Below are 26,900 nucleotides of genomic sequence, written 5' to 3'. Positions count from 1 at the left end.
AAATTTCAGGCAGCAAAAAGCCCCCGTCATTTCTGACGAGGGCTGTTGCATTAGGTGCCTGGCAATGACCTACTTTCACATGGCTAATGCCACACTATCATCGGCGCGGAGCGGTTTCACTACTGAGTTCGAGATGGGATCAGGTGGTTCACACTCGCTATGGTCGCCAGGCAATTCGGCGGACCGGATCAGCTCATTATTTCTAACGGCGATCGTCCAAATTTCGTGATTCGAGTCGTCAAACAAGAGAACGCGTCAAGCGCTATTCATATCTTAGTACTGACCAACCCATACAGCTTCAAACTGCTTGGGTGTTATATGGTCAAGCCTCACGAGCAATTAGTACACGTTAGCTTCATGCATCGCTGCACTTCCACACCGTGCCTATCAACGTCCTGGTCTTGAACGGCTCTTTAGGGGACTTAAAGTCCCAGTGAGATCTCATCTTAAGGTGGGCTTCCCGCTTAGATGCTTTCAGCGGTTATCCCTTCCGAACGTAGCTACCCGGCTATGCCACTGGCGTGACAACCGGCGCACCAGAGGTTCGTCCACTTCGGTCCTCTCGTACTAGAAGCAGCTCCTCTCAAATCTCAAACGCCCACGGTAGATAGGGACCGAACTGTCTCACGACGTTCTAAACCCAGCTCGCGTACCTCTTTAAATGGCGAACAGCCATACCCTTGGGACCTGCTTCAGCCCCAGGATGAGATGAGCCGACATCGAGGTGCCAAACACCGCCGTCGATATGAACTCTTGGGCGGTATCAGCCTGTTATCCCCAGAGTACCTTTTATCCGTTGAGCGATGGCCCTTCCATACAGAACCACCGGATCACTATGACCTACTTTCGTACCTGCTCGGCTTGTCGGCCTCGCAGTTAAGCGCGCTTGTGCCATTACACTAACCTCACGATTTCCGACCGTGATTAGCGCACCTTCGTGCTCCTCCGTTACTCTTTAGGAGGAGACCGCCCCAGTCAAACTACCCACCAGACAATGTCCCCGACCCAGATAATGGGCCTAGGTTAGAACCTCAACGTTACCAGGCTGGTATTTCAAGGTCGGCTCCATGCAAACTAGCGTTCGCACTTCATAGCCTCCCAGCTATCCTACACAAGTAAAATCAAAGTTCACTGTCAAGCTGCAGTAAAGGTTCACGGGGTCTTTCCGTCTAGCCGCGGGTAAACGGCATCTTCACCGCTATTTCGATTTCACTGAGTCTCTGGTGGAGACAGCGCCGCCATCGTTACGCCATTCGTGCAGGTCGGAACTTACCCGACAAGGAATTTCGCTACCTTAGGACCGTTATAGTTACGGCCGCCGTTTACCGGGGCTTCGATCAAGAGCTTCGCTTACGCTAACCCCATCAATTAACCTTCCGGCACCGGGCAGGCGTCACACCCTATACGTCCACTTTCGTGTTTGCAGAGTGCTGTGTTTTTAATAAACAGTCGCAGCGGCCTGGTTTCTGAGGCTGCCGTGCGCTTACGGAGTAAATCCTTCACGCGCAGCAGCGCACCTTCTCCCGAAGTTACGGTGCCATTTTGCCTAGTTCCTTCACCAGAGTTCTCTCAAGCGCCTTGGTCTTCTCGACCTGACCACCTGTGTCGGTTTCGGGTACGGTTACTCACTATCTGAAGCTTAGAGGCTTTTCTTGGAAGCATGGCATCGGTAACTTCAGTCCACATGGGACCTAGTCTCAGTTCTCAGCATGAATGACCCCCCGGATTTGCCTAAGGGATCTGCCTACTACCTTTCCCCGGGACTACCAACGCCCGGTATACCTAGCCTTCTCCGTCCCCCCATCGCAATAATGAGCAGTATCGGAATATTAACCGATTTCCCATCGACTACGCTTCTCAGCCTCGCCTTAGGGGCCGACTCACCCTGCGCCGATTAACGTTGCGCAGGAACCCTTGGTCTTTCGGCGTGGGGGTTTTTCACCCCCATTATCGTTACTCACGTCAGCATTCGCACTTCTGATACCTCCAGCAGGCTTCTCAACCTACCTTCAACGGCTTACAGAACGCTCCCCTACCACTTGCAACATGTGCAAATCCGCAGCTTCGGTACTATGTTTGAGCCCCGTTACATCTTCCGCGCAGGCCGACTCGACTAGTGAGCTATTACGCTTTCTTTAAAGGGTGGCTGCTTCTAAGCCAACCTCCTAGCTGTCTATGCCTTCCCACATCGTTTCCCACTTAACATAGATTTTGGGACCTTAGCTGGCGGTCTGGGTTGTTGCCCTCTTGACGATGGACGTTAGCACCCACCGTCTGTCTCCCGGATAGTACTCCTGGGTATTCGGAGTTTGCATCGGGTTGCTAAGTCGAGATGACCCGCTAGCCGAAACAGTGCTCTACCCCCCAGGGTATTCGTCCGAGGCGCTACCTAAATAGCTTTCGGGGAGAACCAGCTATCACCAAGTTTGATTAGCCTTTCACCCCTATCCACAAGTCATCCCCCGGCTTTTCAACGACGGTGGGTTCGGACCTCCAGTTCGTGTTACCGAACCTTCATCCTGCTCATGGATAGATCACTTGGTTTCGGGTCTACTCCCAGCAACTAAACGCCCTATTAAGACTCGGTTTCCCTACGGCTCCCCTATTCGGTTAACCTCGCTACTGAGAATAATTCGCTGACCCATTATACAAAAGGTACGCAGTCACCCCACGAAGGGGCTCCCACTGCTTGTATGCACACGGTTTCAGGATCTATTTCACTCCCTTCACCAGGGTTCTTTTCGCCTTTCCCTCACGGTACTAGTTCACTATCGGTCAGTCAGGAGTATTTAGCCTTGGAGGATGGTCCCCCCATATTCAGACAAGGTTTCTCGTGCCCCGCCCTACTTGTTCCAAACTTAGTTCCACATGTGTGTTTTCGTGTACGGGGCTATCACCCACTATGGCCAGACTTTCCAGACTGTTCCACTAACACGCATGCTAAAGAATGGTGGCTCTTCCCTGTTCGCTCGCCGCTACTTAGGGAATCTCGGTTGATTTCTTTTCCTAGGGGTACTGAGATGTTTCACTTCCCCCCGTTCGCCTCACATACCTATGTATTCAGTATGTGATACATGGGCATTGACCCCATGTGGGTTTCCCCATTCAGACATCTCCGGATCATAGGCTGTTTGCCGCCTCCCCGAAGCTTTTCGCAGGCTACCACGTCTTTCATCGCCTCTGACTGCCAAGGCATCCACCGTGTGCACTTATTCACTTGACCATATAACCCCAAACAGTCTGCACTCACGCTTACGCATGGACAGAGTATTTAGAGTCGATCAGTATCTAAAATACCAACAACGCTTGACTCAGTTCTCTTTTGTTTGGATTGATTGCTTTATCAACCGTATCCACCAATCAACACAGACACCGAAGCATCCGCATCATCAGTAGACGGTCGAACCACAACCAATCTAGACTCGAATTCACTTGTTAAAGAACATTGTTGCCGGTCATCCCGGTCAACCTGGAAAATCCAGACATCAATAGTTATTTTTACGCTCACACTCGAGCTAACTATTCAGGTCTGTGCTTTCGCACTACCTAACACTTCAATCAGACAACTTGCGCCGATCATACGATCAACTATTTACTACCCGATGCTGCATGCCTGCTTTCCCACCAAAATATGGTGGAGCCAGTCGGGATCGAACCGACGACATCTAGCTTGCAAAGCTAGCGCTCTCCCAGCTGAGCTATGGCCCCGCATTCATGCTGCAGACCCTCAACTTAGTGGTGGGCCTGACAAGACTTGAACTTGTGACCCCACGCTTATCAAGCGTGTGCTCTAACCAGCTGAGCTACAGGCCCGCTAAGCTCGGGTTTTTTATTTGATCAGACAACTTGATGTGGGTTCTTGTGGAAGTAGGCATCGAAATCGATTAAGGAGGTGATCCAGCCGCAGGTTCCCCTACGGCTACCTTGTTACGACTTCACCCCAGTCATTGACCACACCGTGGTAATCGCCCCCCTTGCGGTTAGGCTAACTACTTCTGGTGCAGTAAACTCCCATGGTGTGACGGGCGGTGTGTACAAGGCCCGGGAACGTATTCACCGCGGCATTCTGATCCGCGATTACTAGCGATTCCGACTTCATGGAGTCGAGTTGCAGACTCCAATCCGGACTACGATCGGCTTTTTGAGATTAGCGCACTCTCGCGAGTTGGCAACCCTTTGTACCGACCATTGTAGCACGTGTGTAGCCCTGGCCGTAAGGGCCATGATGACTTGACGTCGTCCCCGCCTTCCTCCGGTTTGTCACCGGCAGTCTCCCTAGAGTTCCCACCATTACGTGCTGGCAACTAAGGACAAGGGTTGCGCTCGTTGCGGGACTTAACCCAACATCTCACGACACGAGCTGACGACAGCCATGCAGCACCTGTGTTCTGATTCCCGAAGGCACTCCCGTATCTCTACAGGATTCCAGACATGTCAAGGCCAGGTAAGGTTCTTCGCGTTGCATCGAATTAAACCACATGCTCCACCGCTTGTGCGGGCCCCCGTCAATTCATTTGAGTTTTAGTCTTGCGACCGTACTCCCCAGGCGGTCTACTTAATGCGTTAGCTGCGCCACTAAAGGATCAAGTCCCCCAACGGCTAGTAGACATCGTTTACGGCATGGACTACCAGGGTATCTAATCCTGTTTGCTCCCCATGCTTTCGCACCTCAGCGTCAGTGTTAGGCCAGAAGGCTGCCTTCGCCATCGGTATTCCTCCAGATATCTACGCATTTCACCGCTACACCTGGAATTCTACCTTCCTCTCCCACACTCTAGCCACGCAGTTTTGAAGGCAATTCCCAAGTTGAGCTCGGGGATTTCACCTCCAACTTACGTAACCGCCTACGCGCGCTTTACGCCCAGTAATTCCGATTAACGCTTGCACCCTCTGTATTACCGCGGCTGCTGGCACAGAGTTAGCCGGTGCTTATTCTGCGAGTAACGTCACTGCTCAAGGGTATTAACCCAGAGCCATTCCTCCTCGCTTAAAGTGCTTTACAACCCGAAGGCCTTCTTCACACACGCGGCATGGCTGGATCAGGCTTTCGCCCATTGTCCAATATTCCCCACTGCTGCCTCCCGTAGGAGTCTGGGCCGTGTCTCAGTCCCAGTGTGGCTGATCATCCTCTCAGACCAGCTAGAGATCGTCGCCTTGGTAAGCCTTTACCTTACCAACTAGCTAATCTCGCTTGGGCTCATCTTATAGTGGAAGGTCCGAAGATCCCCTCCTTTCTCCCGTAGGACGTATGCGGTATTAGCGTTCCTTTCGAAACGTTATCCCCCGCTACAAGGCAGATTCCCAAGTATTACTCACCCGTTCGCCACTAAGTGTTAGTGCAAGCACCAACACTTCGTTCGACTTGCATGTGTTAAGCCTGCCGCCAGCGTTCAATCTGAGCCATGATCAAACTCTTCAGTTTATATTTCATAGTGCTAAAGTGCACCAAACTTGACTCAACGAACATTGGATCTTACTAATGAATTCACGAGTAAGTTAATGTCGTCGAAAGTTCATCTATCGATGTCCTAACAACCACAAAAACCCACACAAGTTGTCTGATCAAACTGTTAAAGAACTCATCACTGCATCGTCTGCAGCGTGCCAAGCAAGGAGGCGTATTCTAGTGATTTACACCACCGTGTCAACTGCATTTTGAAAGTATTTCATTTCAGCATCGCAGCAACGGGAAGTAATTATAATCAACCTCACTCCCCACACCCAAGTTACTGTTTTTACACAACTAATCTTGTTTCGCTACCGAAGCAGCGCTGGTGTGGGGCGCATTATAGGGATGCCTGAGAGCGTGTAAAGTGCTTTTTGACATATTTGTTTCAACCGCTCAATTTCTCAGCAAAACCATGCCATTTTGTACGAACCATGAGCGATTTAGCGACTTTGCTCATGCTCTCGGCATTCACCATTAGCGCAGCGTAACGCGCGCTATCGCCTTTTTACCGGCTTGAATCACGCAACTATCGCCACGCTTCATTGAAAAGCCGTCAATTGCTGGCTGGCCATCAATGTATACAGCCTTGCGCGTAACAACATCTTTTGCAGCCGCCGAGTTACGAACCAAGCCGGCACGATTAAGAATCGCTACCAAATAGATTGGCTCATCGGACTCCATGACTACGTCTACATCCGGTACATCCGCAGGAATATCACCCATGCGCAGCACATTGCCTGCCGCTTGCGGTGCTGCCGCTGCCGCTTCGGCCGAATGAAAACGCGTGACAATCTCTTCAGCTAATAGCTTTTTCGCCTCTTGCGGATTTTTGCCCGCAGCTACCTCTGCCCGCAAAGCCTCAACCTCTTCAATGCTGCGGAAACTTAGCAATTCAAAATAGCGCCACAGCACGGTATCGGGGATAGAAAGCAGCTTTTGGTACATCTCACCCGGCGCATCGGAGACGCCAACATAGTTGCCTAAAGACTTTGACATCTTCTGCACGCCATCGAGACCCTCGAGAATAGGCACCGTGATACAGACTTGAGCAGCCTGGTCATAACGGCCTTGCAGCGTACGGCCCATGAGTAGGTTGAATTTTTGATCGGTGCCGCCTAGCTCGACATCAGCTTTTAGTTCAATTGAGTCATAGCCCTGCAATAGTGGGTAGAGGAACTCATGAATAGCTATCGGCTGCTGCGCCGCAAAGCGCTTAGTGAAGTCATCGCGCTCCATCATGCGAGTAACGGTGTACTGCGCTGCCAAGCCAATTAAGTCACTTGCCGACAACTTCGCCATCCACTCCGAGTTAAACACCACGCGCGTGCGTGCAGGGTCCAGAATTTTGAACACTTGCTCGGCATAGGTCTTAGCGTTTTGCGCGACCTGCTCCTCGGTTAATGGCTTGCGGGTGATATTTTTGCCGGTAGGGTCGCCAATGCGGCCCGTAAAATCGCCGATCAAGAAAATGACTTCATGCCCAAGATCTTGAAATACCTTGAGCTTATTGATCAGTACTGTGTGGCCCAAGTGCAAATCTGGAGCAGTAGGATCAAAGCCCGCCTTTATACGTAGTGGCCGGCCTTCGCGGAGCTTTGCTAGCAAGTCGGCTTCAGGGATGATCTCTTCAGTGCCGCGCATGATGAGCGCGAGCTGTTGTTCGGGTGTCATAGGCTTAAGCTTTTTGTCATGGCGGTCATAAAAACCAATGGTCAGAGTTTAGCACTCTGCTGCGCCGACGCCACGCTAAGCCTGCTAGAGTTCATTGCACCGTTTATTGTTTTGGAGGCGCCATGTCTGCGCTGTTTATTGGTCTAATGTCTGGCACCAGTGTCGACGCTCTAGATGCCGCACTAGTGGACTTCAGCAATGAGCGTGTGCCGCGGCTTATTGGAGAGAAAAGCCATATCTGGCTAGCTGATGAGCGCCAAGAGTTGCTTGCATTAGCTGCAGGATGCGCAAATGAGATTGATCGCAGCGGGCGCGCTGGGCAATGGTGGTCAGAGCGAGCAGCCGCGCTGATTAATGAGCTGCTTGCAGAGCATCAGTTAAGTCCTAGCGATGTGCGCGCCATTGGCAGCCACGGTCAAACACTGCGCCACCGCCCCCACAGTGACTACCCATATACGCTACAAATTGGCGACCCTTGCTTATTAGCAGAACTAAGCGGCATATCTGTGGTGGCACAATTTCGTCAGCGCGATATGGCGGCAGGCGGCCAAGGCGCACCTTTAGTGCCCGCGTTTCATCAAGCAATTTTTGCCCAAAGCGAGCGCTGCGTGGTGGCACTTAATTTAGGCGGCATTGCTAATATAAGTGTCATGCAGCCAGGTCGCGGCGTGCGCGGCTACGACACAGGGCCCGCCAGCATGCTGCTCGATGGCTGGTGTCAGCGTCATACCAGCAAGGCTTATGACGAAGATGGGCGCTGGGCCGCTAGCGGCACCTGCCATCAGGGGCTACTTGATGCGCTACTAGCGATGCCCTACTTTTCGGCACCGGCGCCGAAAAGTACCGGCCGCGAGAGCTTTGGCATGAGCTGGCTAGAGCAGCAGTTGGTACTAGTAGGCACAGACATCAAACTCGAAGATGTGCAAGCAACACTGCTCGCCCTAACAGCGACGACAGTTGCGGATGCGATTTTGCGGGAAGCGCCAAGTGGCGAGCTCATTTTATGTGGTGGCGGCGCCAATAACACCGCGCTCTGCCAAGCCATTGCGGCAAAACTTACACACTGGCAGTGCAAACGCAGCGAGGCTTATGGCTATCCGGCGCAAGCTATTGAGGCGATGGCTTTTGCGTGGTTGGCGATGCGCTTTACCCAAGGCTTAAGCGGCAATGTGCCCGAAGTAACCGGCGCACGAGGCGCTCGCGTGCTGGGCGGATACTTTCCAGCCTAGACAGACACTAGGCTGGAGCTATCGCTAGATTGAAAACGACGAGCCGCAACCGCAAGTCGATTGCGCGTTGGGATTGTGGATGACAAATTGCGAGCCATTCAAGCCCTCGACATAGTCAACTTCAGACCCCACGAGATATTGATAACTCATAGGATCGACGAGCATCTCGACATCACCATTGGCAAAGCTGGAGTCGCCGTCTTTTACTTCGTCATCGAAAGTGAAGCCGTAAGAGAAGCCCGCGCAGCCACCGCCCGTGATATAGACGCGAAGTCGCAACGCTGGGTTATTTTCGCCCTCGCGTAATTTACGTACCTTGTCCGCTGCTTTGTCAGAAAGCGCTAAAGCGGCAGTTTGTTCACTCATGACTTTCACCTAGATAGTGCAAAAAAGCCTGTTGCAGGCTGCGCATTATACTGCGCGAACATTTGTCACTGGGCGAGCCTGCTCTGCATCAGCTTTTGACTCAGCCTTAGATGATGCATTTTTCGGCGAGGACTGCTCAGCAGATAGCACGCAAAGGCGACCAACCACCTCTGCACCCAATTGCATTTCCATATTCTGATACGTGACTACGCCATGAACACGGGCGCCTTTGGCCAATTCAAGATGGCCCGAGCAAGTAATATTGCCATGTACCGTACCGCTAATAATGGCATTAGGCACGTCGATGTCGCCTGCGACATGGCCATGAACCATTAAGCAACCTTCTTTAGAGTTGATATTGCCCTCTATACGCCCTTCAACATGAAGGCCGCCAACAAAGCTAATATTTCCTTGGATGGTTGATTGGCTGCTAATAAAGCTATGGTCTTTATAGGCAGCTGGATCATTTTTACTCTTCTTAAACATAGCTCACACCTTAACGAGTCTTAATTTCCCATTTGTAGCGCCGATCTAAACTGTTGGCGCCACTGCGAACTTGTACGTCTACACGCTCCGGACTGAAGCCATCGGGTAGACGCCATTCGCCACTAAATTGCTGGTAATAACGCAATGTAAATCGCGGCTGATCGACAGGCAGCTCAATTTGACGGCTGCCGCCACTGACTTTCACCTTAACACGCCCTTCAGTCGCATTGCCGGATGCGTTGCTACGCACAATCAATAATCGGTAGCGCACGACCTTCGGATCTTTGGTCGGCAGCAACTCAAACAGCTCGATGGCCAGCGGCACATTGGCAGCTTTCTGCGATGTCATGCGCTTATAAAACGTGACGCGACTCTCCAGCGCTGACATGCCAGCCAGCAACTCTTGGTTATCTTCCTGCAAGCGTTGCGAAGCGGCATCGATAATATCGTACTCTTTGGCCTTTACAGCGACGCGCTCACGCTCATTAGACAAGCGCTTCTCGTAACTGTCGCGCAGCTTCTGCAAACTGCTCTCATGATCGGCGCCTAGTGATTGATTCACTAACTGGCTGGCAAAAAAACCAACGGCCGCCGCAACTATAGCAATAGTGAGCATACCCCAAGCACTAGTGAAAAAAGCAATGACTGGCCCGCGTACTGTTGGCATATAACGCCTGATGGCATCTCGCTTAGCCATCAGGGTAACAAGCCAATGTGCGCTAGGCCCATACGTTCATCAAAGCCAAACATCAGGTTCATGTTTTGTACGGCTTGGCCGGCGGCACCTTTAACTAGGTTGTCGATGACCGAAAGTATGACGACGGTGTCGCCACCTTGAGGCTGATAAACCGCCAAACGGCAAGTATTGGCGCCACGAACGCTACGAGTTTCTGGCAGGCTGCCGGCTGGCATGACATCGACAAAAGGCTCATCTGCATAGGCCGCCTCAAACAGTGCCTGCAAGTCGTCCACAGGCTTGATCAAGCGCGCATAAAGCGTAGAGTGAATCCCGCGAATCATTGGTAATAAATGTGGCACAAACGTCAAGCCAACCGGAGCACCATGTGCTAGCGCCAAGCCTTGCTTAATTTCGGGCAAGTGGCGGTGACCAGCAACGCCATAAGCCTTGAAGCTCTCGCCGGCCTCGGCCATCAGCGTGCCAATCTCAGCTTTACGGCCAGCGCCGGAAGCACCCGACTTCACATCGGCCACGAGCGCATCTGTAGCAATGACACCAGCATTGATCAAAGGCAGAAAACCAAGTTGCACTGACGTTGGGTAGCAGCCAGGGTTCGCAACCAGGCGCGCACCTTTAATGGCCTCGCGATTGACTTCAGGCAGACCGTAGACGGCCTCGGTGAGCAGGTGTGGGCAGCTGTGCTCCATGCCATACCATTTCGCCCATTCCACAGGATCTTTAATGCGAAAGTCGGCGGCCAAGTCAATGACACGCACGCCGGCGGCCAGCAACTCGGGCACTTGCTTCATGGCAATGCCATTGGGCGTGGCAAAAAAGACTACGTCGCATGTCGACAAAACAGCAGTGGATGGTTCCGAGAAAGCGATGTCGACATAGCCGCGTAGGTTCGGATAAAGCGCCGATACAGCCTGACCCGCCTCGCCACGCGACGTAATCGCCGTCAGCTCAACTTCAGGATGCAGCGCTAATAAGCGCAGTAATTCAACACCGGTATAACCCGTGCCACCTACAATTCCGACCTTTATCACGACTGCTCCTCGCTTGCTGGCTTGAAAAACTTCAGACAGGCCAAGGATTATCGGGAAACCACGGCCATAGGGCAAACGTTCCTAGTGTTTTTTCTTGCCAACTAGCCTAGCGCCGCCATTATTGGCAGACTGCGGGCCTTGCTAGGAGACGTTCATGCTGTGGATTAAAGCCTTTCATATCATCGCTGTGGTGTGCTGGTTTGCTGGCCTATTTTATTTGCCGCGACTATTTGTCTATCACAGCGAAAGTCAGGATGAGATCAGCCATGATCGTTTCGTCATCATGGCGCGGCGTCTATACAACGGCATTATGATGCCCTCGATGATTGCCAGCGTCGTGCTCGGCCTCTGGCTATTGGTGTTGGTATGGCCGGCATATGGCCATCAAGCTTGGCTGCACGCAAAGCTTGCGTTGGTGCTCCTGCTCTTGGCCTATCACTTCTATTGCAACCACTTGCGCATTGCTTTGGCGGAGCGGCGTAGCCAGCACAGCAGTCGCTATTTTCGTATTTTCAATGAATTGCCGGTGCTGGCCTTGGTCGTCATTGTGATCTTGGTGGTGGTGAAACCCATATGAATTCCATGCGCCCAGTGACTTTATGCTTTTCTGGCCTAGACCCTTCCGGCGGCGCCGGCCTGCAAGCAGACATTGAAGCGATTGCTGGCCTTGGTGGCCATGCGGCCGTGGTGTGCACTGCACTCACGGTGCAGGACAGCCAAAGCGTTTATGACTTCTCATTGGTCGATACCAAGCTACTCATTGCTCAAGCTGAAGCGGTGCTGGCTGACCTGAATGTGGTGTCGGCAAAAATTGGCATGCTGGGCTCGCGAGCTGTGGTTGAGGCTATTTTCGCGCTTCTGACCAAGCATCCGCACATTCCGGTGGTGCTCGACCCTGTGCTCTCAGCCAACGCCGGCGGCAACTTAGCGCACGATGATTTACGCGCCGCATTGGTCGCCGTGCTGCCACAAACAGCGGTGATCACGCCGAATACATTGGAGCTACGCCGCCTCGCTGCCTGCGAAGATGATGCCGAGGCGATCCGTGTATTAAGCCAAGCTGGCGCATCGGCTATTTGGGTAACTGGCGGTCACGAGCCCGGCAATCAGCTAGTCAATCGACTTTATATAGATGGTGAGCTAACACTAGAGACATCACAAGCTCGGCTCGATGGTGAGTTTCACGGCTCGGGCTGCACACTGGCGGCAACATTAAGTGCGGCGATGGCACGCGGGCTTTCTGTGCGCGACGCCGCACCATTGACCGAAAGCTTTGTGCGCCAAGCTCTGCTGCACGCCGACCGGCCTCGCGATACTGGCCAATTCATTCCAAACCGCTTGGCTGCTCTAACGCAAAGGCCTATGCGCATTCACGGCATCTATGCCATTACCGATGCCAGCCTTGGCGATGAGCTGCTGACGAAGGCGCGTTTAGCGCTGATCGGCGGCGTTCGTGTGCTGCAATATCGCGATAAAAGCTCAGATCAGGCTAAGCGCTTGCTGGAAGCCTCGGCGTTAGCCGCGCTGTGCCGCGAATTCGGCGCTATGTTTATCGTCAATGATGACATTGCGCTAGCTCAAGCTACCGCCGCCGACGGTGTCCATCTTGGCCAAAGTGATGGCCAAGTGGCGCATGCGCGTGCTGTATTGGGGCGAGCCGCCATTATCGGCGTTACTTGCCACAATGATTTAAGCCTTGCCCGAAATGCTGTCGCCGCCGGCGCAGACTATCTTGCGTTTGGCGCCATGTTCGCATCACCCACGAAGCCTCAGGCGCAACTTTGCAGCCTCGATATTTTACGCGCCGCACGCGCAGAATTTTCCCTGCCGCTGGTAGCGATTGGCGGCATTAGCGTCGATACTATCGCGCCTATCCGCAATGCTGGCGCCGATGCCATCGCAGTTATTAGCGAGCTCTGGCGCAGCGATGACACCCTCACGCGCAGTCAGCGCCTGACCCAAGAGATTTACACCCAATGAGCAGTAATCGATCCGAAGCGCTTTTTGCCGCCGCCTGCAAACATATTCCCGGTGGCGTGAATTCGCCCGTGCGCGCTTTTCGTGGCGTCGGCGGTAACCCGATATTTTTCTCGCGCGCTCAAGGTGCCTACCTTTTTGACGCCGATGACAATTGCTATATCGACTATATCTGCTCATGGGGTCCAGCGATTTTGGGTCATGCTCATCCCGATGTGATTCGCGAAGTTCAAGAAGCGGCAACACTAGGTTTATCGTTTGGCGCGCCAACGGAAGTTGAAGTGGAAATGGCGGACATCGTCTGTGAACTCATGCCATCGATGGATTTAGTGCGCATGGTCAGCTCTGGCACCGAGGCCACCATGAGCGCCATTCGCCTAGCGCGCGGCTTTACCGGCCGCGATGTCTTGGTGAAATTTGAAGGCTGCTATCACGGCCACTCCGACTCGCTGCTGGTGAAGGCCGGCTCAGGCGCACTAACTTTAGGCGTGCCAAGCTCTGCCGGCGTGCCCGCCAGCATTGCGCAACACACCATTACTCTGCCCTACAACGACCTCGATGCCGTGCGTGATTATTTCCGCGAGCATGGCGACAAGGTTGCCTGCATCATCGTTGAGCCTGTCGCCGGCAATATGAATTTGATTCCGCCGCGTCCTGGCTTCTTGCAAGGCCTGCGCGAAGTCTGCGATCAATCCGGCAGCGTGCTTATTTTTGATGAAGTGATGACTGGTTTCCGCGTTGCTCTCGGCGGTGCGCAAGCGCTTTATGGCGTTAAACCCGACATCACCACGCTGGGCAAAATCATTGGTGGCGGCATGCCAGTAGGCGCTTTCGGTGGCCGTCGCGACATCATGGAATGTATCGCGCCATTAGGCCCGGTTTATCAAGCTGGCACGCTCTCGGGCAACCCAATTGCCATGCGTGCTGGCTTAAAAACACTGTCGCTCATACGCCAGCCCGGCTTTCATGAGCAACTAAGCGCGCGCACGAAAGCGCTTTGCGAAGGTCTCGAGGCTGCAGGTCGTAAGGCTGGCGTACCCATCAGCACGCATCATATTGGCGGCATGTTTGGCTTCTTTTTCAGCGAAACGCCGGCGTGGTCATTTGCCGAGGCAACGCAGGGCGACACCGAGTATTTCAAGGCATTCTTCCACGCCATGTTGGCTGAGGGCGTGTATTTGGCACCGTCGGCTTTCGAGGCGGGTTTTGTCTCTATCGCGCACACCGAGTCTGACATTAGCAATACCATCGCCGCAGCTGAACGCGCGCTGATGGCGACTCGTCGCTAAGTCATGACAGGCCGCCAGCGTCTCTGCATAGCTATTGTGCTATCGGCGCTGGCGCATGTGCTGACATTCAACGATATCGAATGGTCATGGCCGTGGCAGGACGAAAGCAGCGATGAAGTATTGTCGAAAAAACCTGCCGAAGAGCTCAAGCGCGTCAAACTTGCCTTCGCCAAACCTACGCCAGAAAGCGAATGGCCGGTGGTGTATTTACTCAAGCCAGATGCGCCGGTAATCGTTGAGCAAGCCAAGCCTGTAGCGGCCAAGCCAAAGACGACTCCCAAGCCTGAAATTATCGTCAAAGCTACCGAGCCCACCATCAGTGACGACTTACTCAATGAGATCGTTGCTGATGCTCCGGCGCCTGAAATCATTGAGCCAGCACCAAGCTTTCCAGTGCAAGTCACCGCTCTGCAGCGTGCGAGCTATTACGGCTTCCAGCTCAAGCTCACCCAGCAATGGTTTATGGAAGGCTTTCGCTACGCCATCATCAACAATGCTAGCAAATTCGGCTTCACCGCTACGCTCAGCAGTGAGGGTCAGGTTTCGCCAGAAGGTTTACACCCCGAGCATTACCGCCTCCTACTGAATAACGACCTGAAGCAGTACGCAGACTTTGATCGCGACGCCGGTGTGGTAATACATGGCAAGGCTGGACATCGAGAGACGGCGCCAATAACTCCCGACTTTCAAGACATGGCAAGCCTGCCCTACCACGTGGCTGTGAGCTATAGCGGCGAGGCTGAAAAACGCCTCATGGTCACCACGGGTAGCTCCGTGTATGAAATTGCACTTAATATCATTTCTGAAGATCAACTTAAGCTGCCTGGCGGCGTACTGCGCACCATTCATCTCACTGGTTCACGCATTCGCAGCGATGGCACGCGCCAAAGCGGTTACGACATCTGGCTAGCGCCAGGCCTGCGTAATTTCCCAGTGAAGTTTCGCGGCCCCGATAGCAAGGGCAATATCCTAGAAATGGCAGTGATGACTCTGATGTTCGATGGCAAGGCTGTGTTTGGCAAAGATGTAGTGTTTGAACCCACCTCGGCAAGCGAGGATGCGCTGCCGGAGAGTATGTTGCCTGAGATCATTGGCAACACTAATGCACTGCCGGAACCAAGCACTACCGAGTCGCCACCAGTGCCCGAACCCACTGCAGAGGACGCCTTAATAGGCAATAAGACGCCCGCAGCTAGCGACGACTCAGCGGAATAGATTCATCACGCCATCGACCATGGAGTCGATGAAGCCGGGGATGCCGCCAGTGGCACATGGCGTCATTTCTTGTGGCCGCGATTTAGCCGCCACGGGGATGCGCACACCGCCACACTCAGCATTACTTAGACGACCTGTTGATGGATCTAGCCATTCCCACGCCACATCGGCAGGCATATCAGGCGCATGATAACTTGGCGATAAACGCGCCATCATATCGGTCCATACCGGCAATGCGCCTGTGCCGCCCGATAGACCAGTGGAGCTATTGTCGTCACGGCCTAGCCAAACCACACCAAGCAGATCGCCAGCCGAGCCAGCAAACCAGCTATCGCGCAAGTCATTCGTTGTGCCTGTCTTGCCGGCAACTACTGTGCTGCTCGGCAAGCGCCGATACGCCGACGCTGCTGTACCAGCGCGCGCGACCTGCTCAAGGCCATAATGCAGAACATAGGTATCGGCGGGATCAACGACTTGTCGACGCTCACCGGCAAAGCGTTGCAAAGTCTGGCCGTCAGAATCAACGACTTCACGAATGCTCTGAATCGGTGAGCGCACACCAGTCAACAAGACCTGATACAAATGTAAAACCTGTATTGGCGATTGATTCAAAGCACCTAGTAGTAACGATGGGTAGCTTTGCAGGTCACCCTCAACACCGAGCTGACGCAATGTATTGATGAAGGCAGGCAAGCCAACGGTCATGCCCAAGCGCACAGCGGCTTGGTTATACGAGCTAGCCAAAGCCGTTCGCAATGGTACCGAGCCATGGCTTTGCTTATCGTAGTTTTGTGGTTCCCAGCGCTTACCGGAATCACTCACCACTTCTACGGGATCGTCACTAATCGGGGTTTGCCAGGTGTATTGGCCCGTGCTCAATGCTGTGAGGTAAATAGCTGGCTTCAGCAATGAGCCAACTTGGCGCGAGGCATCGATGGCGCGGTTATAGCCAGTAAAAACACCCGTACCGCCAATTAAGGCACGCAGTTCGCCGCTGCGCAGATCAGCTGCTAGCACAGCCCCTTCTAGCTTATCTAGCTTGCGGCCTTGCTTGCGAAGACGTGCGACGGTATCGCGCAGGGCGGCATCAGCAGCATTTTGCACCCGTGGATCTAGCGTGGTGTAAATGCTCAGCCCTTGGCTGGTGAGATCATCTGATTTATAGCTTTCGCGCAGCTGTCGGCGCACAACATCGAGAAAGTCAGGATATAAATTGTTCGATGCCGATGGTTTGGCAATTACGCCCAAGGGCTTATTCATCGCGACATCACGATCGGGCGCACTGAGCTTATCTTCACGATATAAGTTATCGAGCACGATGTTGCGGCGCTGCAGGGCACGCTCTTGGTTACGGCGCGGATTGTAATACGAGGGGCCTTTTACCATGCCAACGAGTAACGCCACTTGCGGCAAAGACAACTCCGACAATGGCTGGCCAAAATAAAACTCCGCAGCCAAGCCAAAACCATTAATTGAGCGAGTGCCTTGCTGACCAAGATTCACTTCATTGAGATAGGTTTCTAAAATTTCAGACTTGCTGTAATGCGCCTCAAGCAGCAACGCCATCAGGGCTTCATTGACTTTACGTGTGAGTGAACGCTCATCGCTTAGGTAGAAGTTTTTCACAAGCTGCTGCGTCAGCGTACTGCCACCTTGGCGTACCTGACCGCTAGTAATGTTGACCCAGACTGCGCGCATAATACCGCGCAGCGAAATGCCAATATGCTGATAAAAGCGCTGATCTTCAGTGGCCAATAATGAATCGACTAGATGCGGCGGCGCTTCTTTTAACTGAATCAGAATGCGATCTTCGTTTTGGCTAGGATAAATACCGCCAATCACTAAAGGCTCCAGACGCACACTGCCGCGCTGACCAACGCGTGTGCTGGCCAGCTCCACCAAACGATTTTGCTGAAAACGAATACGTAATAACTGACTAGGTTCGCGACCGTCGCCAAAGGCAAAGCCACGGCTATGAATAAACAGCGTATTGCCATCAACATCGTAAGTGCCAGAAGAAGGCGCACCGGCGAGGCGCCTATAATTCAACAGGCGCAGCTCATCCTCAACGCTTTGCTGTGACAGCTGCTCACCCTTAGTAAGCACCAATGGCCGCGCATAAACGCGGGCCGGAATCGCCCAGCGCTTGCCTTCAAACTTCTCACGCACAATGCTATCTAAATGCATGATATAGGCGCCGCCACCGACGACACCGATCAAGGCGATCAACATAAAAACTAAGACAGCCGCTGTTTTTAAACGACCGCTAGAAGCTGGAGTTTTGGCCACGCAGAACATCCACAAAAAGAGAATAGGTCGCATTGTACTCATGCCAATGCGGTAGCGGAAACACTGTCATCTGGCAGAAAGCGTGAGCATCTCTATAATGCGCGCTGAAATTCACTGAACTAATGAGATCGCCATGAGCCGCCGCTTCGATATTTATGCCATTGGCAACGCCCTAGTCGACCTCGAATACGCTGTTGATGAAGACTTCTTGAGCCAGCACGGCATTGAAAAGGGCGTGATGACCTTGGCTGAAGCCGATGCTCAAGCCGCGCTATTGAACGCACTTGATGCTAATGCACCGCGCCTAAAGCAGGCCAGCGGTGGCTCGGCCGCCAATAGCATCATTGCCGCCAGCGCCATGGGTGCTCGCTGCTTCTATCACTGCAAAGTCGCAAATGACGCGCTCGGCACACTCTATCGCGATGATCTACTCGCCGCCGATGTCAGCACCAATCTGAAGGAAGTACGTCCCGAAGGCGTCACCGGCACCTGCGTAGTCATGGTCACGCCAGACACCGATCGCACCATGAATACTTACTTGGGCATTACCGCCGAAGTCTCGCGCGCCGAGCTCGACCCAGAAGCGCTGCAAGACAGCAAATGGCTGTATATCGAAGGCTATCTGTGCACCTCAGATTCGGCTCGCGATGCCGTCGCGCACGCACACGAGCTGGCGAAAGCGGCCGGCGTTAAACGCGCACTGACGTTTTCTGACCCCGCCATGGTGCAATACTTCCTGCCTCAGCTTAAGACACTGCTAGCCGATGGCGTCGATTTACTATTTTGCAACGAAGATGAAGCTCGTGGCTTTGCCGGTTGCGATGACCTTGATCAAGCCCTCATTACCCTGCGCGGCGTGGCTGAGCGCGGCATCATCACCTGTGGCAAAAACGGCGCTTGGGTCTGGACCCAAACTAGCGTGCTAGAACTGCCTGCCTGTCCCGCCACGCCGGTGGATACACTAGGCGCTGGCGATAGCTTTGCTGGTGCGGTGCTGTATGGTTTAAGCCAACGCTGGACGTTTGAAGATTGCGCACGCTTAGCCATGCGCACTGCCGCTCAAGTGGTGTCGCAGTTTGGCCCACGCTTGAGTATTGAACAATATCGCGCGCTGCTCAGCGCTGATTAGGAGGAGCAATGGGTTTTCGTTTATGCGCCAACGCCGATTTAGTTGAAAATGAGGCCCGCGCCTTTCGTTCTCCAGCTGGTGAAGTCATCGTGGTAAACCGCGATGGCCAAACCTACGCTTATCAAAATAGCTGCCCACACTTAGGGATTAATCTCGAGTTTAATCCCGACGAATTCATGGACAGCGAGAACTATTTTCTCATTTGCAGCAACCATGGCGCGTTGTTTCAAGTTGAAGATGGCCTCTGTGTTAGCGGCCCCTGCCAAGGAGAGTCCTTACTCAGCGTTCCCATCCAAATACAGGACGGATTCATCGAATTAATCGAACAATAGTTTGTTAACGCGCAAATAACGCTGTTTTGTTTGCGCCCCTGTCAATGCTCTGCTATAGAGAGCGATTATCTGCGTGAGAAAGAACAATGCCTACCCGCACTACTGAAAAAAAGGCTACTGCGGCCACCAAAACTAAGAAAAAACCAATTGGTATCGTCCTCATTCACGGTGTTGAACCGTATAAAGAAACCAAAGGTGAAGATTATTTAGGTGCGCCTCAGCGTAAGCATTTTCGTGAAATTTTAATTTCCTGGAAACGCGAGTTAATGCAGGAAGTGGACCGCACTGTGCACCACATGAAAGATGAGTCTGGCAGCTTGCCCGACCCCAACGATCGCGCCACGCAAGAAGAAGAGTTCTCTCTTGAACTGCGCACGCGTGATCGTGAGCGCAAACTGATCAAGAAAATCGATCAAATGCTCGATCGCATCGAAAAAGATGACTACGGCTACTGCGATGATTGCGGCATCGAAATCGGCATTCGCCGCCTAGAAGCCCGCCCTACTGCAACCCTGTGCATCGACTGTAAGAGCCTGCAAGAAATCAAGGAAAAGCAGCTGGTTGGTGGTTAACCGCGTTATCGGCCGGTTCGCGCCCTCGCCAACCGGCCCGCTACACTTCGGATCTCTTCTTGCTGCAATCAGCAGCTATGCCAGCGCCAAACATCAGGGCGGCCTCTGGCGACTTCGTATCGACACCATCGACCCACCTCGTGAACAAGCTGGCGCAGCTGACAGTTTTATTAGCACGCTCGAGGCGCATGGCCTGCATTGGGACGGCGATATCGTTTGGCAGCATCAACGCATTGCGCGCTACCGAGAAGTATTGGCCGAGCTCATTGCCAAAAACTTAGTCTATGCCTGCGATTGCTCACGTAGCGCTCGCGCTGAAGCCGGCGTGCTCGACTGCTTAGGCCCATGCCGGCATGGCGAGCATCACCCTAATGCTAGCGATGCCGCTTGGCGTCTGCGATCGCCTGCCACTGCAAGCACCTATCATGACCGCCTACACGGTGAACTGTCTGAGCTACTAAGCCGCAGCTGCGGCGATGCCATACTTTGGCGGCGCGATGACTTACCGGCTTATCAGCTCGCCACCGTTGTTGATGATCATGACATGAGCATTAGCGAAGTGGTTCGCGGCACTGACTTGCTCGACAACACGGCACGCCAGTGTCATCTCGCCGATAGCCTAGGCTGGGCACGACCGCAGTTTTTACACATCCCGATGCTTATTAACAGCACTGGCCAAAAGCTATCGAAGCAAAGCCATGCACTCGCGTTAAACAATAATCATGCCGCAGAGAATGTCTTTTTAGCGCTGCAACTATTGGCGCAGCAGCCGCCAGCTGAGCTTCGCCAAGCCTTTATCGACGAAATCATCACCTGGGCCGTGGCGCATTGGTGTGAGTCAGCGCTGCCAATAGGCGACATTAAGCAGCCCTGACTTTGCCCAATGAGCTAAAGCTGATACCGTGCCAACACGCACAATCGCTGCGTTTCGGAGCCCTCGCGTGTATATTGACCGCCTAATTTTGCTATTTGTTGCTGGCGCTTATTTACTCTCACCCGTGATCATTGATTGGTGGAGTGAGGGCGGCAGTGCGTGGTATCGCCCCTACACTATTTGGGCACTACTGATTGCCTTGGGCTATTGGGTAGCACGGAGCCGCGATTTAAATGATCTTTAGTCCTACCCTACTATTTACGCTAACCACTGCGTATTTGGGGCTCTTATTTTTTGCCGCCTACGCCAGTGAGCACGGCTGGATTCCTTTACGCTGGGTGCGCCATCCGGCAGTGTTTGTTTTGTCATTGGGCGTTTTTGTCAGCACCTGGGGCCTATTTGGTGCCGTGCAATTCGCGCGCGAAAGCGGCTTCAACTTTCTCACTTTTTATATTGGTCTAGCCGGCGCATTTCTCTTGGCTCCGGTATTTTTGCAGCCACTTTTTCGGCTTGCACGTAGTCATCAGCTCACCTCCTTACCGGACTTGCTCGCATTCCGCTACCGCAGCCAAGCCGCCGGCACGCTAGCAACTATCGCCATGTTAATTGGCGTCATGCCATTGCTCACCACGCAAATGCAAACCGTCGGCGAGGTCGCACGCATACTCACCGGCGGCACAAATACCAAGCTTATGGGTCTGGTGTTTTGCGTAATGCTCATCGGCTTTACGTCGCTATTTGGTGCTGGGGCAAAGTCGAGTCGCCATCAGGAGAATGACGGCCTTGTGGTGGCGATCGCGCTCGAGTCCGTGATTAAGCTCATTGCCATTTCGGCCGTTGGCCTCTACGCCTACTTCGGCGTGCTTGGTGGTAGCGCAGGCGTTAATGATTGGCTGAGTCATCATCCCGAAGCCTTGCGCAATCTATTTCAACCGCTAAAAGCAGGCTACTGGCATAGCCTTCTGCTGGTGTTTTTCTTCGCCTCAGTGGTTATGCCCTGCCTCTATCACATGGCCTTTACGGAAAACCGCGAGCCGCGCAACTTGCTCACCGCAACGTGGGCCTTTCCGCTGTACCTGCTGGTGATGGCATTGGGCATTCCCATCATTTTATGGGCCGGACAGGCCATCGGCCTAGCAGACTTACCCGAGTTCTATAGCCTCGGCGTTGCTATCGAATCGCGCTCACCCGCTCTAGTTTTGCTGCTGTTTATTGGCGCACTAGCATCATCAAGCGGCATCTTAATTGTCACCACACTGGCACTGGCCAATATGACGCTAAACCATGTCATCTTGCCTTTACGCGGCTGGCCTACCGACGACGCACTTTATCTAGAAACTCAGCGCCAGCGCCGCTTTCTCATCGGCTTCATTTTGCTCGCAGCCTTTATGCTGTCTTGGCTGCCTGGTTTACGTCCCGACAGCACTGAAATGTCGATGCTGTCATTCGTTGCCATTTTGCAGTTAGCACCTAGTGTGCTGGCTCTACTGTTTTGGCCGCGCGCGACACGCTCGGGCATGCTCACAGGCTTGAGCTTTGGCATGGCAATTTGGATAGTCATGCTGGCGATTCCGTCACTATTTTTAGCCAACTTTGATAGCGGCAAGCTACTCGGCATTATCACCACATCGCGACTCGATCATTGGCAGGCCATGGGCATCATCGCCACCCTGGGCAATGGCATCGTCCTCGTCGTTGTCTCGCTATTACAGCCTCAATCTGCTGCCGATCGTGAAGTTGCCGAAGCGTGCTCAGTCGATAACCTCAGCAGCCCCGTGCGTTGGAGCTTGGCCGCCGACTCAGTGGACGCTTTTGTCAAAGCACTAACGCCAGCGCTCGGACCACTAACCGCTGAGCGCGAAGTTGGCATGGCGCGCAATGATCTCAATATGGCCAGCACTGAACGCCGCCCCTATGCACTGCGCCGCCTACGCGATCAGCTCGGCGCCAACCTGTCTGGCTTATTGGGGCCAAGCTTGGCCATGGAGTTGCTCGACAAACATCTACCCCAACAAATCGTGCCGCAAAGCCCCGGCGAAGATATTCACTTTATTGAGTCACGCCTGGAGGAATATCGCGACAAACTTTCAGGGCTGGCTGCTGAGCTTGATACCTTGCGCCGTTTTCATCGCCAAACTCTGCACGACCTGCCATTAGGCGTATGTACGCTGGCGGGCGACCTTGAAGTGCTGAGCTGGAATCGCGCCATCATGGATATTACTGGCTGCGCCGATATCGAAGTTATTGGCTCGCGACTAAGTAGCCTTCCCGAGCCATGGAACCACACGCTAACTAAGTTTCTAAACCAGCCCGGCGCGCTAGAGTCGCGTCACCGCCTAAATGTCGATGGCCAAACTCGCTGGATTAACCTTCATCGCGCCATGATTGGCGACGCCGATGGCAGTGTAGTGCTGGTTATGGAGGAAATAACCGCCCTGCAACAGCTTGAGTCACGCCTGCACCATAGCGAGCGCTTAGCAGCAGTTGGTCGCCTAGCGGCTGGTGTCGCCCATGAAATCGGCAACCCAATTACGGGCATTGCCTGCTTAGCGCAAAACCTTAAAGCTGAGCATGCGATCGACCATGAAGTGCATGCGACCGCGCAAGACATTCTCGATCAAACCAAGCGCGTCACCAGCATTGTGCAGTCTTTAGTGGGCTTTGCTCGCACTGAGCATCATGTCGGCGGCGAGTTCGACAATGTGCCCTTGCTCGCCGTGGTCAATGAATCGCTGCATCTACTAAAACTCGCACCGGAAGCGCGCCAAGTTGATTTTCGAGTGCATATCGATAGCAGCCTAGGCGTCTATGGTGATGCCCAGCGCCTGTGCCAAGTCTTCATCAATCTTCTCGGCAATGCCCGCGATGCAAGCACGCAGTCAGGCCGAATCTTGGTTCGCGCTCGTCAGCACGGGCCATCACTGCGTATTGAGATTGAAGACTTCGGGCACGGCCTGCCCGATGGCGATTTGCGCGAACGCTTATTTGAGCCCTTTGTAACAACTAAGGCGCTCGGTGACGGCACAGGGCTAGGTTTAGCGCTAGTTCATGGCATCATTGAGGCACATGAAGGCCGCATCCAGTTAATCGATAAGCGCGATTACGATCAAGGCACCGGTGTGATTGTGCAAATCACGCTGCCGGCCGCCAAACGCAATGAGGATATGAACGCGTGAGCAGTATTTTAGTCGTCGATGATGAACAGGTAATTCGCAGCGGCCTGAAGCGCCTATTGCAGCGTAATGGCTACGAAGTTGCCGAAGCCGGCAGTGTCGACGAGGCCTTGGCGCAGTCTTCTCCGGATTTATACGACCTGATCATTTCTGATTTACGGCTGCCTGGCCTGCCAGGCACAGCACTAATCGAGCGTGCAGGTGAAACGCCCGTGCTGATCATGACTAGCTTCGCCAGCATTCGCTCAGCCGTCGATGCCGTGAAAGCGGGCGCAGCTGACTACATTGCCAAGCCGTTTGATCACGATGACATGCTGATCACTATCGATCGCATTTTGCGCGAGCAGCGTTTGCGCCGACAAAATCGCGCCCTGCGTGCCGAGCAAGCGTTAGCCAAGCCCGATAGCGGCATCATTGGCAACTGCCCTGGGATGATAGAAATGCATCGACGCATCAGTCGTGTCGCCCCGCTCAACACCACTGTATTAATTTTAGGCGAGTCTGGCACCGGTAAAGAGCTAGTCGCGCGCGCATTGCATGAGCAAAGTCCACGTCGTGATGCACCGTTGATCTCGGTAAACTGCGCGGCCATTCCAGAGTCATTGATTGAGTCTGAATTATTTGGCCATGAAAAAGGCGCGTTTACCGGCGCTCAAGGCTTACGCAAAGGCTTGGTCGAGGCCGCTGATGGTGGTTCGTTATTTCTCGATGAAATCGGCGAATTGCCATTAGAAGCACAAGCGCGCTTATTGCGCCTGCTGCAAGAGAAAGAAGTCCGCCGCCTTGGTGCTACACAAACGCGCAAGGTCGATGTACGCCTGATTGCCGCCACGCATCGCAACCTAAAGCAGCTCGCCAGCGAAGGCCTGTTTCGCGAAGACTTATTTTTTCGCCTCAATGTGATGGAGCTGTCACTGCCTCCGCTGCGCGATCGGGGCGACGACATTCTCACCATTGCTGATCAGTTATTAGTGAGAACCATTGAGCGAGTTGGCTCGAAACCTCTAACGTTCACCCCTGAGGCTCGGGAGGCAATGGCGCATTATCATTGGCCAGGCAATATTCGTGAGCTGGAAAATGCCATCGAGCGAGCCGTTATTTTGACCGAAGCTGAGGTTATTACGCCCAGCTTACTAGCCATTGAGTCCGCTTATCCCGCGCGGCAAACTCAAACAGTACAGGTCGATGATGACCCACCTACAGGGCTATCCCTCGAGGACTATTTTCAGCACTTCGTCTTAGAGCATCAGGACCAAATGTCTGAAACAGAGTTAGCACAAAAGCTTGGCATTAGTCGCAAGACGCTCTGGGAACGACGCCAGCGCTTAGGCATTCCTCGACGCCGTTGATCACAAAACAGTCGCGCATGTTACGTTACCTATCTACACAAACTAAGTCAGTAAGTAACACTTTAGTCTGATGCCTCACACACAATCATATCCAACAAATTTACAAGTCGATGATTTATCTGAAATAACTAGAATTATTGAAAGTTGGCACAGTACCTGCTTTATGTAATTGCGGAACAATAAAAATAAGCCGCTTGTCGGGTAACCGGCACTATAAAAAAAGCGCTCGCTAGGATGTGAGACTGCAAAAGCCAAGGATGCTCGGGCAAAAATAATAAAAGAAGCCCAAATAATAAGACGGTCATAAACCGCACACCGTTCAGCGTACGCGGGAGGTAACCCCTCCCGCCTTGCGTTCTAAACCAAGCCCTAACATACAGTCGGATATCAACCTGCTATCATGCGCACCTTATTTACAAGGCTCGAGATGCAAGTATGTTGAAGTGGCTAAATCGCTGGCGAAATCAGGGCAAACACCTGACACGGCTCAAGCCGGTAGTAATCCCACGCGACCAGCACTCAATCTCTCGAAAGAACCTCAGTCCCGCAGCAGTCAAAACACTGTATCGCCTACAAGATTGTGGCTTCGATGCCTATCTTATTGGTGGCGGCGTACGCGACGTTTTGCTTGGCTTATCTCCTAAAGATTTCGATATTGCCACCAACGCTAAGCCGGAAGATGTGAAGCAAGTGTTTGGCAGCCAGTGTCAGATTATTGGTCGCCGCTTTCGCTTAGCCCATGTCCGCTGGGGCCGCGAAGTCATTGAAGTTGCCACGTTTCGCGCCAATCATGCCGATGGCGATGATCAAAGCGCTCGCACCAATGCCGATGGTCGCATCTTGCGCGATAACGTCTGGGGCAGCATCGAAGAAGATGCCGCCCGCCGTGACTTCACTATCAACGCTGTTTATTACCGCATTGCCGATTTCTCATTGTGGGATTTCGCCAATGGTGCAGCCGACCTGAAGCAGCGCGTTATTCGCCTCATAGGCGATCCTGAAACACGTTATCGCGAAGACCCTGTGCGCATGCTGCGTGCCGTGCGCTTCGCCGCCAAGCTCAACTTCACTATTGCTCCGGCGACCGCCAAGCCGATTCCAGCTTTGGCGCACTTGCTTGAAGAAATGTCGTCGCATCGCCTCTACGACGAGTGCCAAAAACTATTTGCCAGTGGTCATGCCGCACCACTACTGCCACTAATGCAAGGCTATGGCTTATTCGCTCCGCTATTTCCTGGCCCCGCTGAGCATCCCTGCGAGCAACTGTGGCTGAAAACTGCACAAAGTACCGATGCGCGTTTAGCGGAAGGCAAGCACATCAATCCTGCATTCTTCTTTGCCGCCCTGCTCTGGGGCGATGTTCAAGCGCGAGCGCAAGCATTAATCAATGATGGCGTGCCGCCAGTACCAGCATGGCAACAAGCTGGCACACATGCCGTTAGCCGCCAATTAGCACGCACAGCCATTCCCAAACACGTCTCACAAGTCATGCGCGATATCTGGGAAATGCAGATGCGCCTCGAATCGCCACGCCCACGCCAAGTCGAGATCATGGCCACAAATGAGCGCTTTCGTGCTGGCTACGACTTCCTGCTGATGCGCGAAAGCGTTGGTGAAGCCACAGGCAAGATGGCGGCGTGGTGGACACGCTGGCAAGCTGCCGACCCAGGCTTACAAGCCGAAATGCAACGCGCATTAGCAAAACCTGAAGCTGCCGCAGCGCCGAAAAAGCGTCGCCGTCGCCCTAAAAAAGCTGCTTCGCCGTCGTAATA

The 26,900-nt window shown here is 53.4% G+C and carries 19 protein-coding genes, 2 tRNA genes and 3 rRNA genes; 13 read left to right on the top strand and 11 right to left on the bottom strand.

Annotated elements, in window-relative coordinates; genetic code table 11:
* Positions 1-56: 56 nt before the first annotated feature.
* The 6 genes from rrf to tyrS form a co-directional block, all read right to left on the bottom strand.
* Positions 57-171, bottom strand: a 5S ribosomal RNA gene (rrf, locus tag ACFQ0F_RS11045).
* Between the two features lie 147 nt (positions 172-318).
* Positions 319-3,223 (bottom strand): 23S ribosomal RNA (locus tag ACFQ0F_RS11040).
* A gap of 409 nt (positions 3,224-3,632) precedes the next feature.
* A tRNA-Ala gene (locus tag ACFQ0F_RS11035) sits at positions 3,633-3,708 on the bottom strand.
* 28 nt (positions 3,709-3,736) lie between these two features.
* Positions 3,737-3,813, bottom strand: a tRNA-Ile gene (locus tag ACFQ0F_RS11030).
* A 72-nt stretch (positions 3,814-3,885) separates the two neighbouring features.
* Positions 3,886-5,422: ribosomal RNA gene (locus tag ACFQ0F_RS11025) — 16S ribosomal RNA — on the bottom strand.
* Together the 16S, 23S and 5S rRNA genes with 2 tRNA genes alongside form the textbook arrangement of a ribosomal RNA operon.
* Positions 5,423-5,923: 501 nt before the next feature.
* On the bottom strand, positions 5,924-7,120 hold the full coding sequence (tyrS, locus tag ACFQ0F_RS11020) for a tyrosine--tRNA ligase (RefSeq protein WP_379072045.1): 1,197 nt from the start codon (positions 7,118-7,120) through the stop codon (positions 5,924-5,926).
* 122 nt (positions 7,121-7,242) lie between these two features.
* Here tyrS and ACFQ0F_RS11015 point away from each other — a divergent pair, with 122 nt between their 5' ends.
* On the top strand, positions 7,243-8,349 hold the full coding sequence (locus ACFQ0F_RS11015; RefSeq protein ID WP_379072042.1) for an anhydro-N-acetylmuramic acid kinase: 1,107 nt from the start codon (positions 7,243-7,245) through the stop codon (positions 8,347-8,349).
* A 24-nt stretch (positions 8,350-8,373) separates the two neighbouring features.
* Here the strand turns inward: ACFQ0F_RS11015 and erpA are convergent, their stop codons facing one another.
* The 4 genes from erpA to argC are packed head-to-tail and all read right to left on the bottom strand — an operon-like array spanning position 8,374 to position 10,929.
* Positions 8,374-8,715: an iron-sulfur cluster insertion protein ErpA gene (erpA, locus tag ACFQ0F_RS11010; protein ID WP_340675643.1), complete on the bottom strand. Its 342-nt coding sequence runs from the start codon at positions 8,713-8,715 to the stop codon at positions 8,374-8,376.
* A 45-nt stretch (positions 8,716-8,760) separates the two neighbouring features.
* On the bottom strand, positions 8,761-9,201 hold the full coding sequence (locus tag ACFQ0F_RS11005; protein WP_379072038.1) for a bactofilin family protein: 441 nt from the start codon (positions 9,199-9,201) through the stop codon (positions 8,761-8,763).
* Between the two features lie 10 nt (positions 9,202-9,211).
* The gene (locus ACFQ0F_RS11000; RefSeq protein ID WP_379072035.1) at positions 9,212-9,868 is read right to left on the bottom strand and encodes a DUF6776 family protein; all 657 of its coding nucleotides are present in this window, start codon (positions 9,866-9,868) and stop codon (positions 9,212-9,214) included.
* A gap of 29 nt (positions 9,869-9,897) precedes the next feature.
* Entirely contained in the window at positions 9,898-10,929 is a 1,032-nt protein-coding gene (gene argC / locus ACFQ0F_RS10995; protein WP_340675646.1) for an N-acetyl-gamma-glutamyl-phosphate reductase, read from the bottom strand.
* 154 nt (positions 10,930-11,083) lie between these two features.
* Here argC and hemJ point away from each other — a divergent pair, with 154 nt between their 5' ends.
* The 4 genes from hemJ to ACFQ0F_RS10975 are packed head-to-tail and all read left to right on the top strand — an operon-like array spanning position 11,084 to position 15,410.
* The gene (hemJ, locus tag ACFQ0F_RS10990) at positions 11,084-11,506 is read left to right on the top strand and encodes a protoporphyrinogen oxidase HemJ (protein WP_379072032.1); all 423 of its coding nucleotides are present in this window, start codon (positions 11,084-11,086) and stop codon (positions 11,504-11,506) included.
* A complete protein-coding gene (gene thiE, locus ACFQ0F_RS10985; protein WP_379072029.1) occupies positions 11,503-12,909 on the top strand; it encodes a thiamine phosphate synthase in 1,407 nt (468 codons plus the stop codon). Before hemJ ends, thiE begins: the two co-directional genes overlap by 4 nt.
* Positions 12,906-14,195, top strand: coding sequence for a glutamate-1-semialdehyde 2,1-aminomutase (hemL, locus tag ACFQ0F_RS10980; RefSeq protein WP_340675648.1), 1,290 nt, complete (start codon positions 12,906-12,908; stop codon positions 14,193-14,195). Before thiE ends, hemL begins: the two co-directional genes overlap by 4 nt.
* Positions 14,196-14,198: 3 nt before the next feature.
* Positions 14,199-15,410 (top strand): DUF3108 domain-containing protein, encoded by a 1,212-nt coding sequence (locus tag ACFQ0F_RS10975; protein ID WP_379072026.1) that lies wholly within the window; start codon positions 14,199-14,201, stop codon positions 15,408-15,410.
* On the opposite strand, the gene mrcB is transcribed toward ACFQ0F_RS10975, so the two are convergent.
* A complete protein-coding gene (gene mrcB, locus ACFQ0F_RS10970; RefSeq protein WP_340675650.1) occupies positions 15,399-17,699 on the bottom strand; it encodes a penicillin-binding protein 1B in 2,301 nt (766 codons plus the stop codon). The two genes, ACFQ0F_RS10975 and mrcB, sit on opposite strands and share 12 nt — an antisense overlap.
* Before the next feature lie 133 nt (positions 17,700-17,832).
* On the opposite strand from mrcB, the gene ACFQ0F_RS10965 reads away from it, so the two are divergent.
* From ACFQ0F_RS10965 to pcnB, 8 genes are all read left to right on the top strand, one after another.
* A complete protein-coding gene (locus tag ACFQ0F_RS10965; RefSeq protein WP_379072023.1) occupies positions 17,833-18,828 on the top strand; it encodes an adenosine kinase in 996 nt (331 codons plus the stop codon).
* 8 nt (positions 18,829-18,836) lie between these two features.
* Positions 18,837-19,160: a Rieske (2Fe-2S) protein gene (locus ACFQ0F_RS10960; protein ID WP_340675652.1), complete on the top strand. Its 324-nt coding sequence runs from the start codon at positions 18,837-18,839 to the stop codon at positions 19,158-19,160.
* Between the two features lie 86 nt (positions 19,161-19,246).
* A complete protein-coding gene (gene dksA / locus ACFQ0F_RS10955) occupies positions 19,247-19,732 on the top strand; it encodes an RNA polymerase-binding protein DksA (protein ID WP_340675653.1) in 486 nt (161 codons plus the stop codon).
* Positions 19,725-20,606: a tRNA glutamyl-Q(34) synthetase GluQRS gene (gene gluQRS / locus ACFQ0F_RS10950; protein ID WP_379072019.1), complete on the top strand. Its 882-nt coding sequence runs from the start codon at positions 19,725-19,727 to the stop codon at positions 20,604-20,606. Before dksA ends, gluQRS begins: the two co-directional genes overlap by 8 nt.
* A 67-nt stretch (positions 20,607-20,673) precedes the next feature.
* Complete coding sequence (locus ACFQ0F_RS10945) at positions 20,674-20,850, top strand: hypothetical protein (protein WP_340675655.1); 177 nt, start codon at positions 20,674-20,676, stop codon at positions 20,848-20,850.
* On the top strand, positions 20,840-23,782 hold the full coding sequence (locus tag ACFQ0F_RS10940; RefSeq protein ID WP_379072015.1) for an ATP-binding protein: 2,943 nt from the start codon (positions 20,840-20,842) through the stop codon (positions 23,780-23,782). Before ACFQ0F_RS10945 ends, ACFQ0F_RS10940 begins: the two co-directional genes overlap by 11 nt.
* A complete protein-coding gene (locus ACFQ0F_RS10935; protein WP_379072012.1) occupies positions 23,779-25,128 on the top strand; it encodes a sigma-54-dependent transcriptional regulator in 1,350 nt (449 codons plus the stop codon). Before ACFQ0F_RS10940 ends, ACFQ0F_RS10935 begins: the two co-directional genes overlap by 4 nt.
* Before the next feature lie 435 nt (positions 25,129-25,563).
* Complete coding sequence (gene pcnB, locus ACFQ0F_RS10930) at positions 25,564-26,898, top strand: polynucleotide adenylyltransferase PcnB (RefSeq protein ID WP_379072009.1); 1,335 nt, start codon at positions 25,564-25,566, stop codon at positions 26,896-26,898.
* Positions 26,899-26,900 lie beyond the last annotated feature (2 nt).

Origin of the sequence: Paraperlucidibaca wandonensis, from assembly GCF_042677145.1 — a bacterium.
In the GTDB taxonomy this organism is placed as follows: Bacteria; Pseudomonadota; Gammaproteobacteria; order Pseudomonadales; family Moraxellaceae; genus Perlucidibaca; species Perlucidibaca wandonensis.
This window is presented reverse-complemented; position numbering and strand designations above follow the sequence as displayed.

What these genes read in the sequence shown, in the direction of transcription:
- dksA (WP_340675653.1), top strand. Translation starts at nt 19,247, where the DNA reads ATGCCTACCCGCACTACTGAAAAAAAGGCTACTGCGGCCACCAAAACT.
- ACFQ0F_RS11000 (WP_379072035.1), bottom strand. Translation starts at nt 9,868, where the DNA reads ATGCCAACAGTACGCGGGCCAGTCATTGCTTTTTTCACTAGTGCTTGG.
- ACFQ0F_RS10940 (WP_379072015.1), top strand. Translation starts at nt 20,840, where the DNA reads ATGATCTTTAGTCCTACCCTACTATTTACGCTAACCACTGCGTATTTG.
- ACFQ0F_RS10965 (WP_379072023.1), top strand. Translation starts at nt 17,833, where the DNA reads ATGAGCCGCCGCTTCGATATTTATGCCATTGGCAACGCCCTAGTCGAC.
- ACFQ0F_RS10960 (WP_340675652.1), top strand. Translation starts at nt 18,837, where the DNA reads ATGGGTTTTCGTTTATGCGCCAACGCCGATTTAGTTGAAAATGAGGCC.
- ACFQ0F_RS11005 (WP_379072038.1), bottom strand. Translation starts at nt 9,201, where the DNA reads ATGTTTAAGAAGAGTAAAAATGATCCAGCTGCCTATAAAGACCATAGC.
- ACFQ0F_RS10975 (WP_379072026.1), top strand. Translation starts at nt 14,199, where the DNA reads ATGACAGGCCGCCAGCGTCTCTGCATAGCTATTGTGCTATCGGCGCTG.
- ACFQ0F_RS11015 (WP_379072042.1), top strand. Translation starts at nt 7,243, where the DNA reads ATGTCTGCGCTGTTTATTGGTCTAATGTCTGGCACCAGTGTCGACGCT.
- pcnB (WP_379072009.1), top strand. Translation starts at nt 25,564, where the DNA reads ATGTTGAAGTGGCTAAATCGCTGGCGAAATCAGGGCAAACACCTGACA.
- hemL (WP_340675648.1), top strand. Translation starts at nt 12,906, where the DNA reads ATGAGCAGTAATCGATCCGAAGCGCTTTTTGCCGCCGCCTGCAAACAT.
- hemJ (WP_379072032.1), top strand. Translation starts at nt 11,084, where the DNA reads ATGCTGTGGATTAAAGCCTTTCATATCATCGCTGTGGTGTGCTGGTTT.
- erpA (WP_340675643.1), bottom strand. Translation starts at nt 8,715, where the DNA reads ATGAGTGAACAAACTGCCGCTTTAGCGCTTTCTGACAAAGCAGCGGAC.
- thiE (WP_379072029.1), top strand. Translation starts at nt 11,503, where the DNA reads ATGAATTCCATGCGCCCAGTGACTTTATGCTTTTCTGGCCTAGACCCT.
- tyrS (WP_379072045.1), bottom strand. Translation starts at nt 7,120, where the DNA reads ATGACACCCGAACAACAGCTCGCGCTCATCATGCGCGGCACTGAAGAG.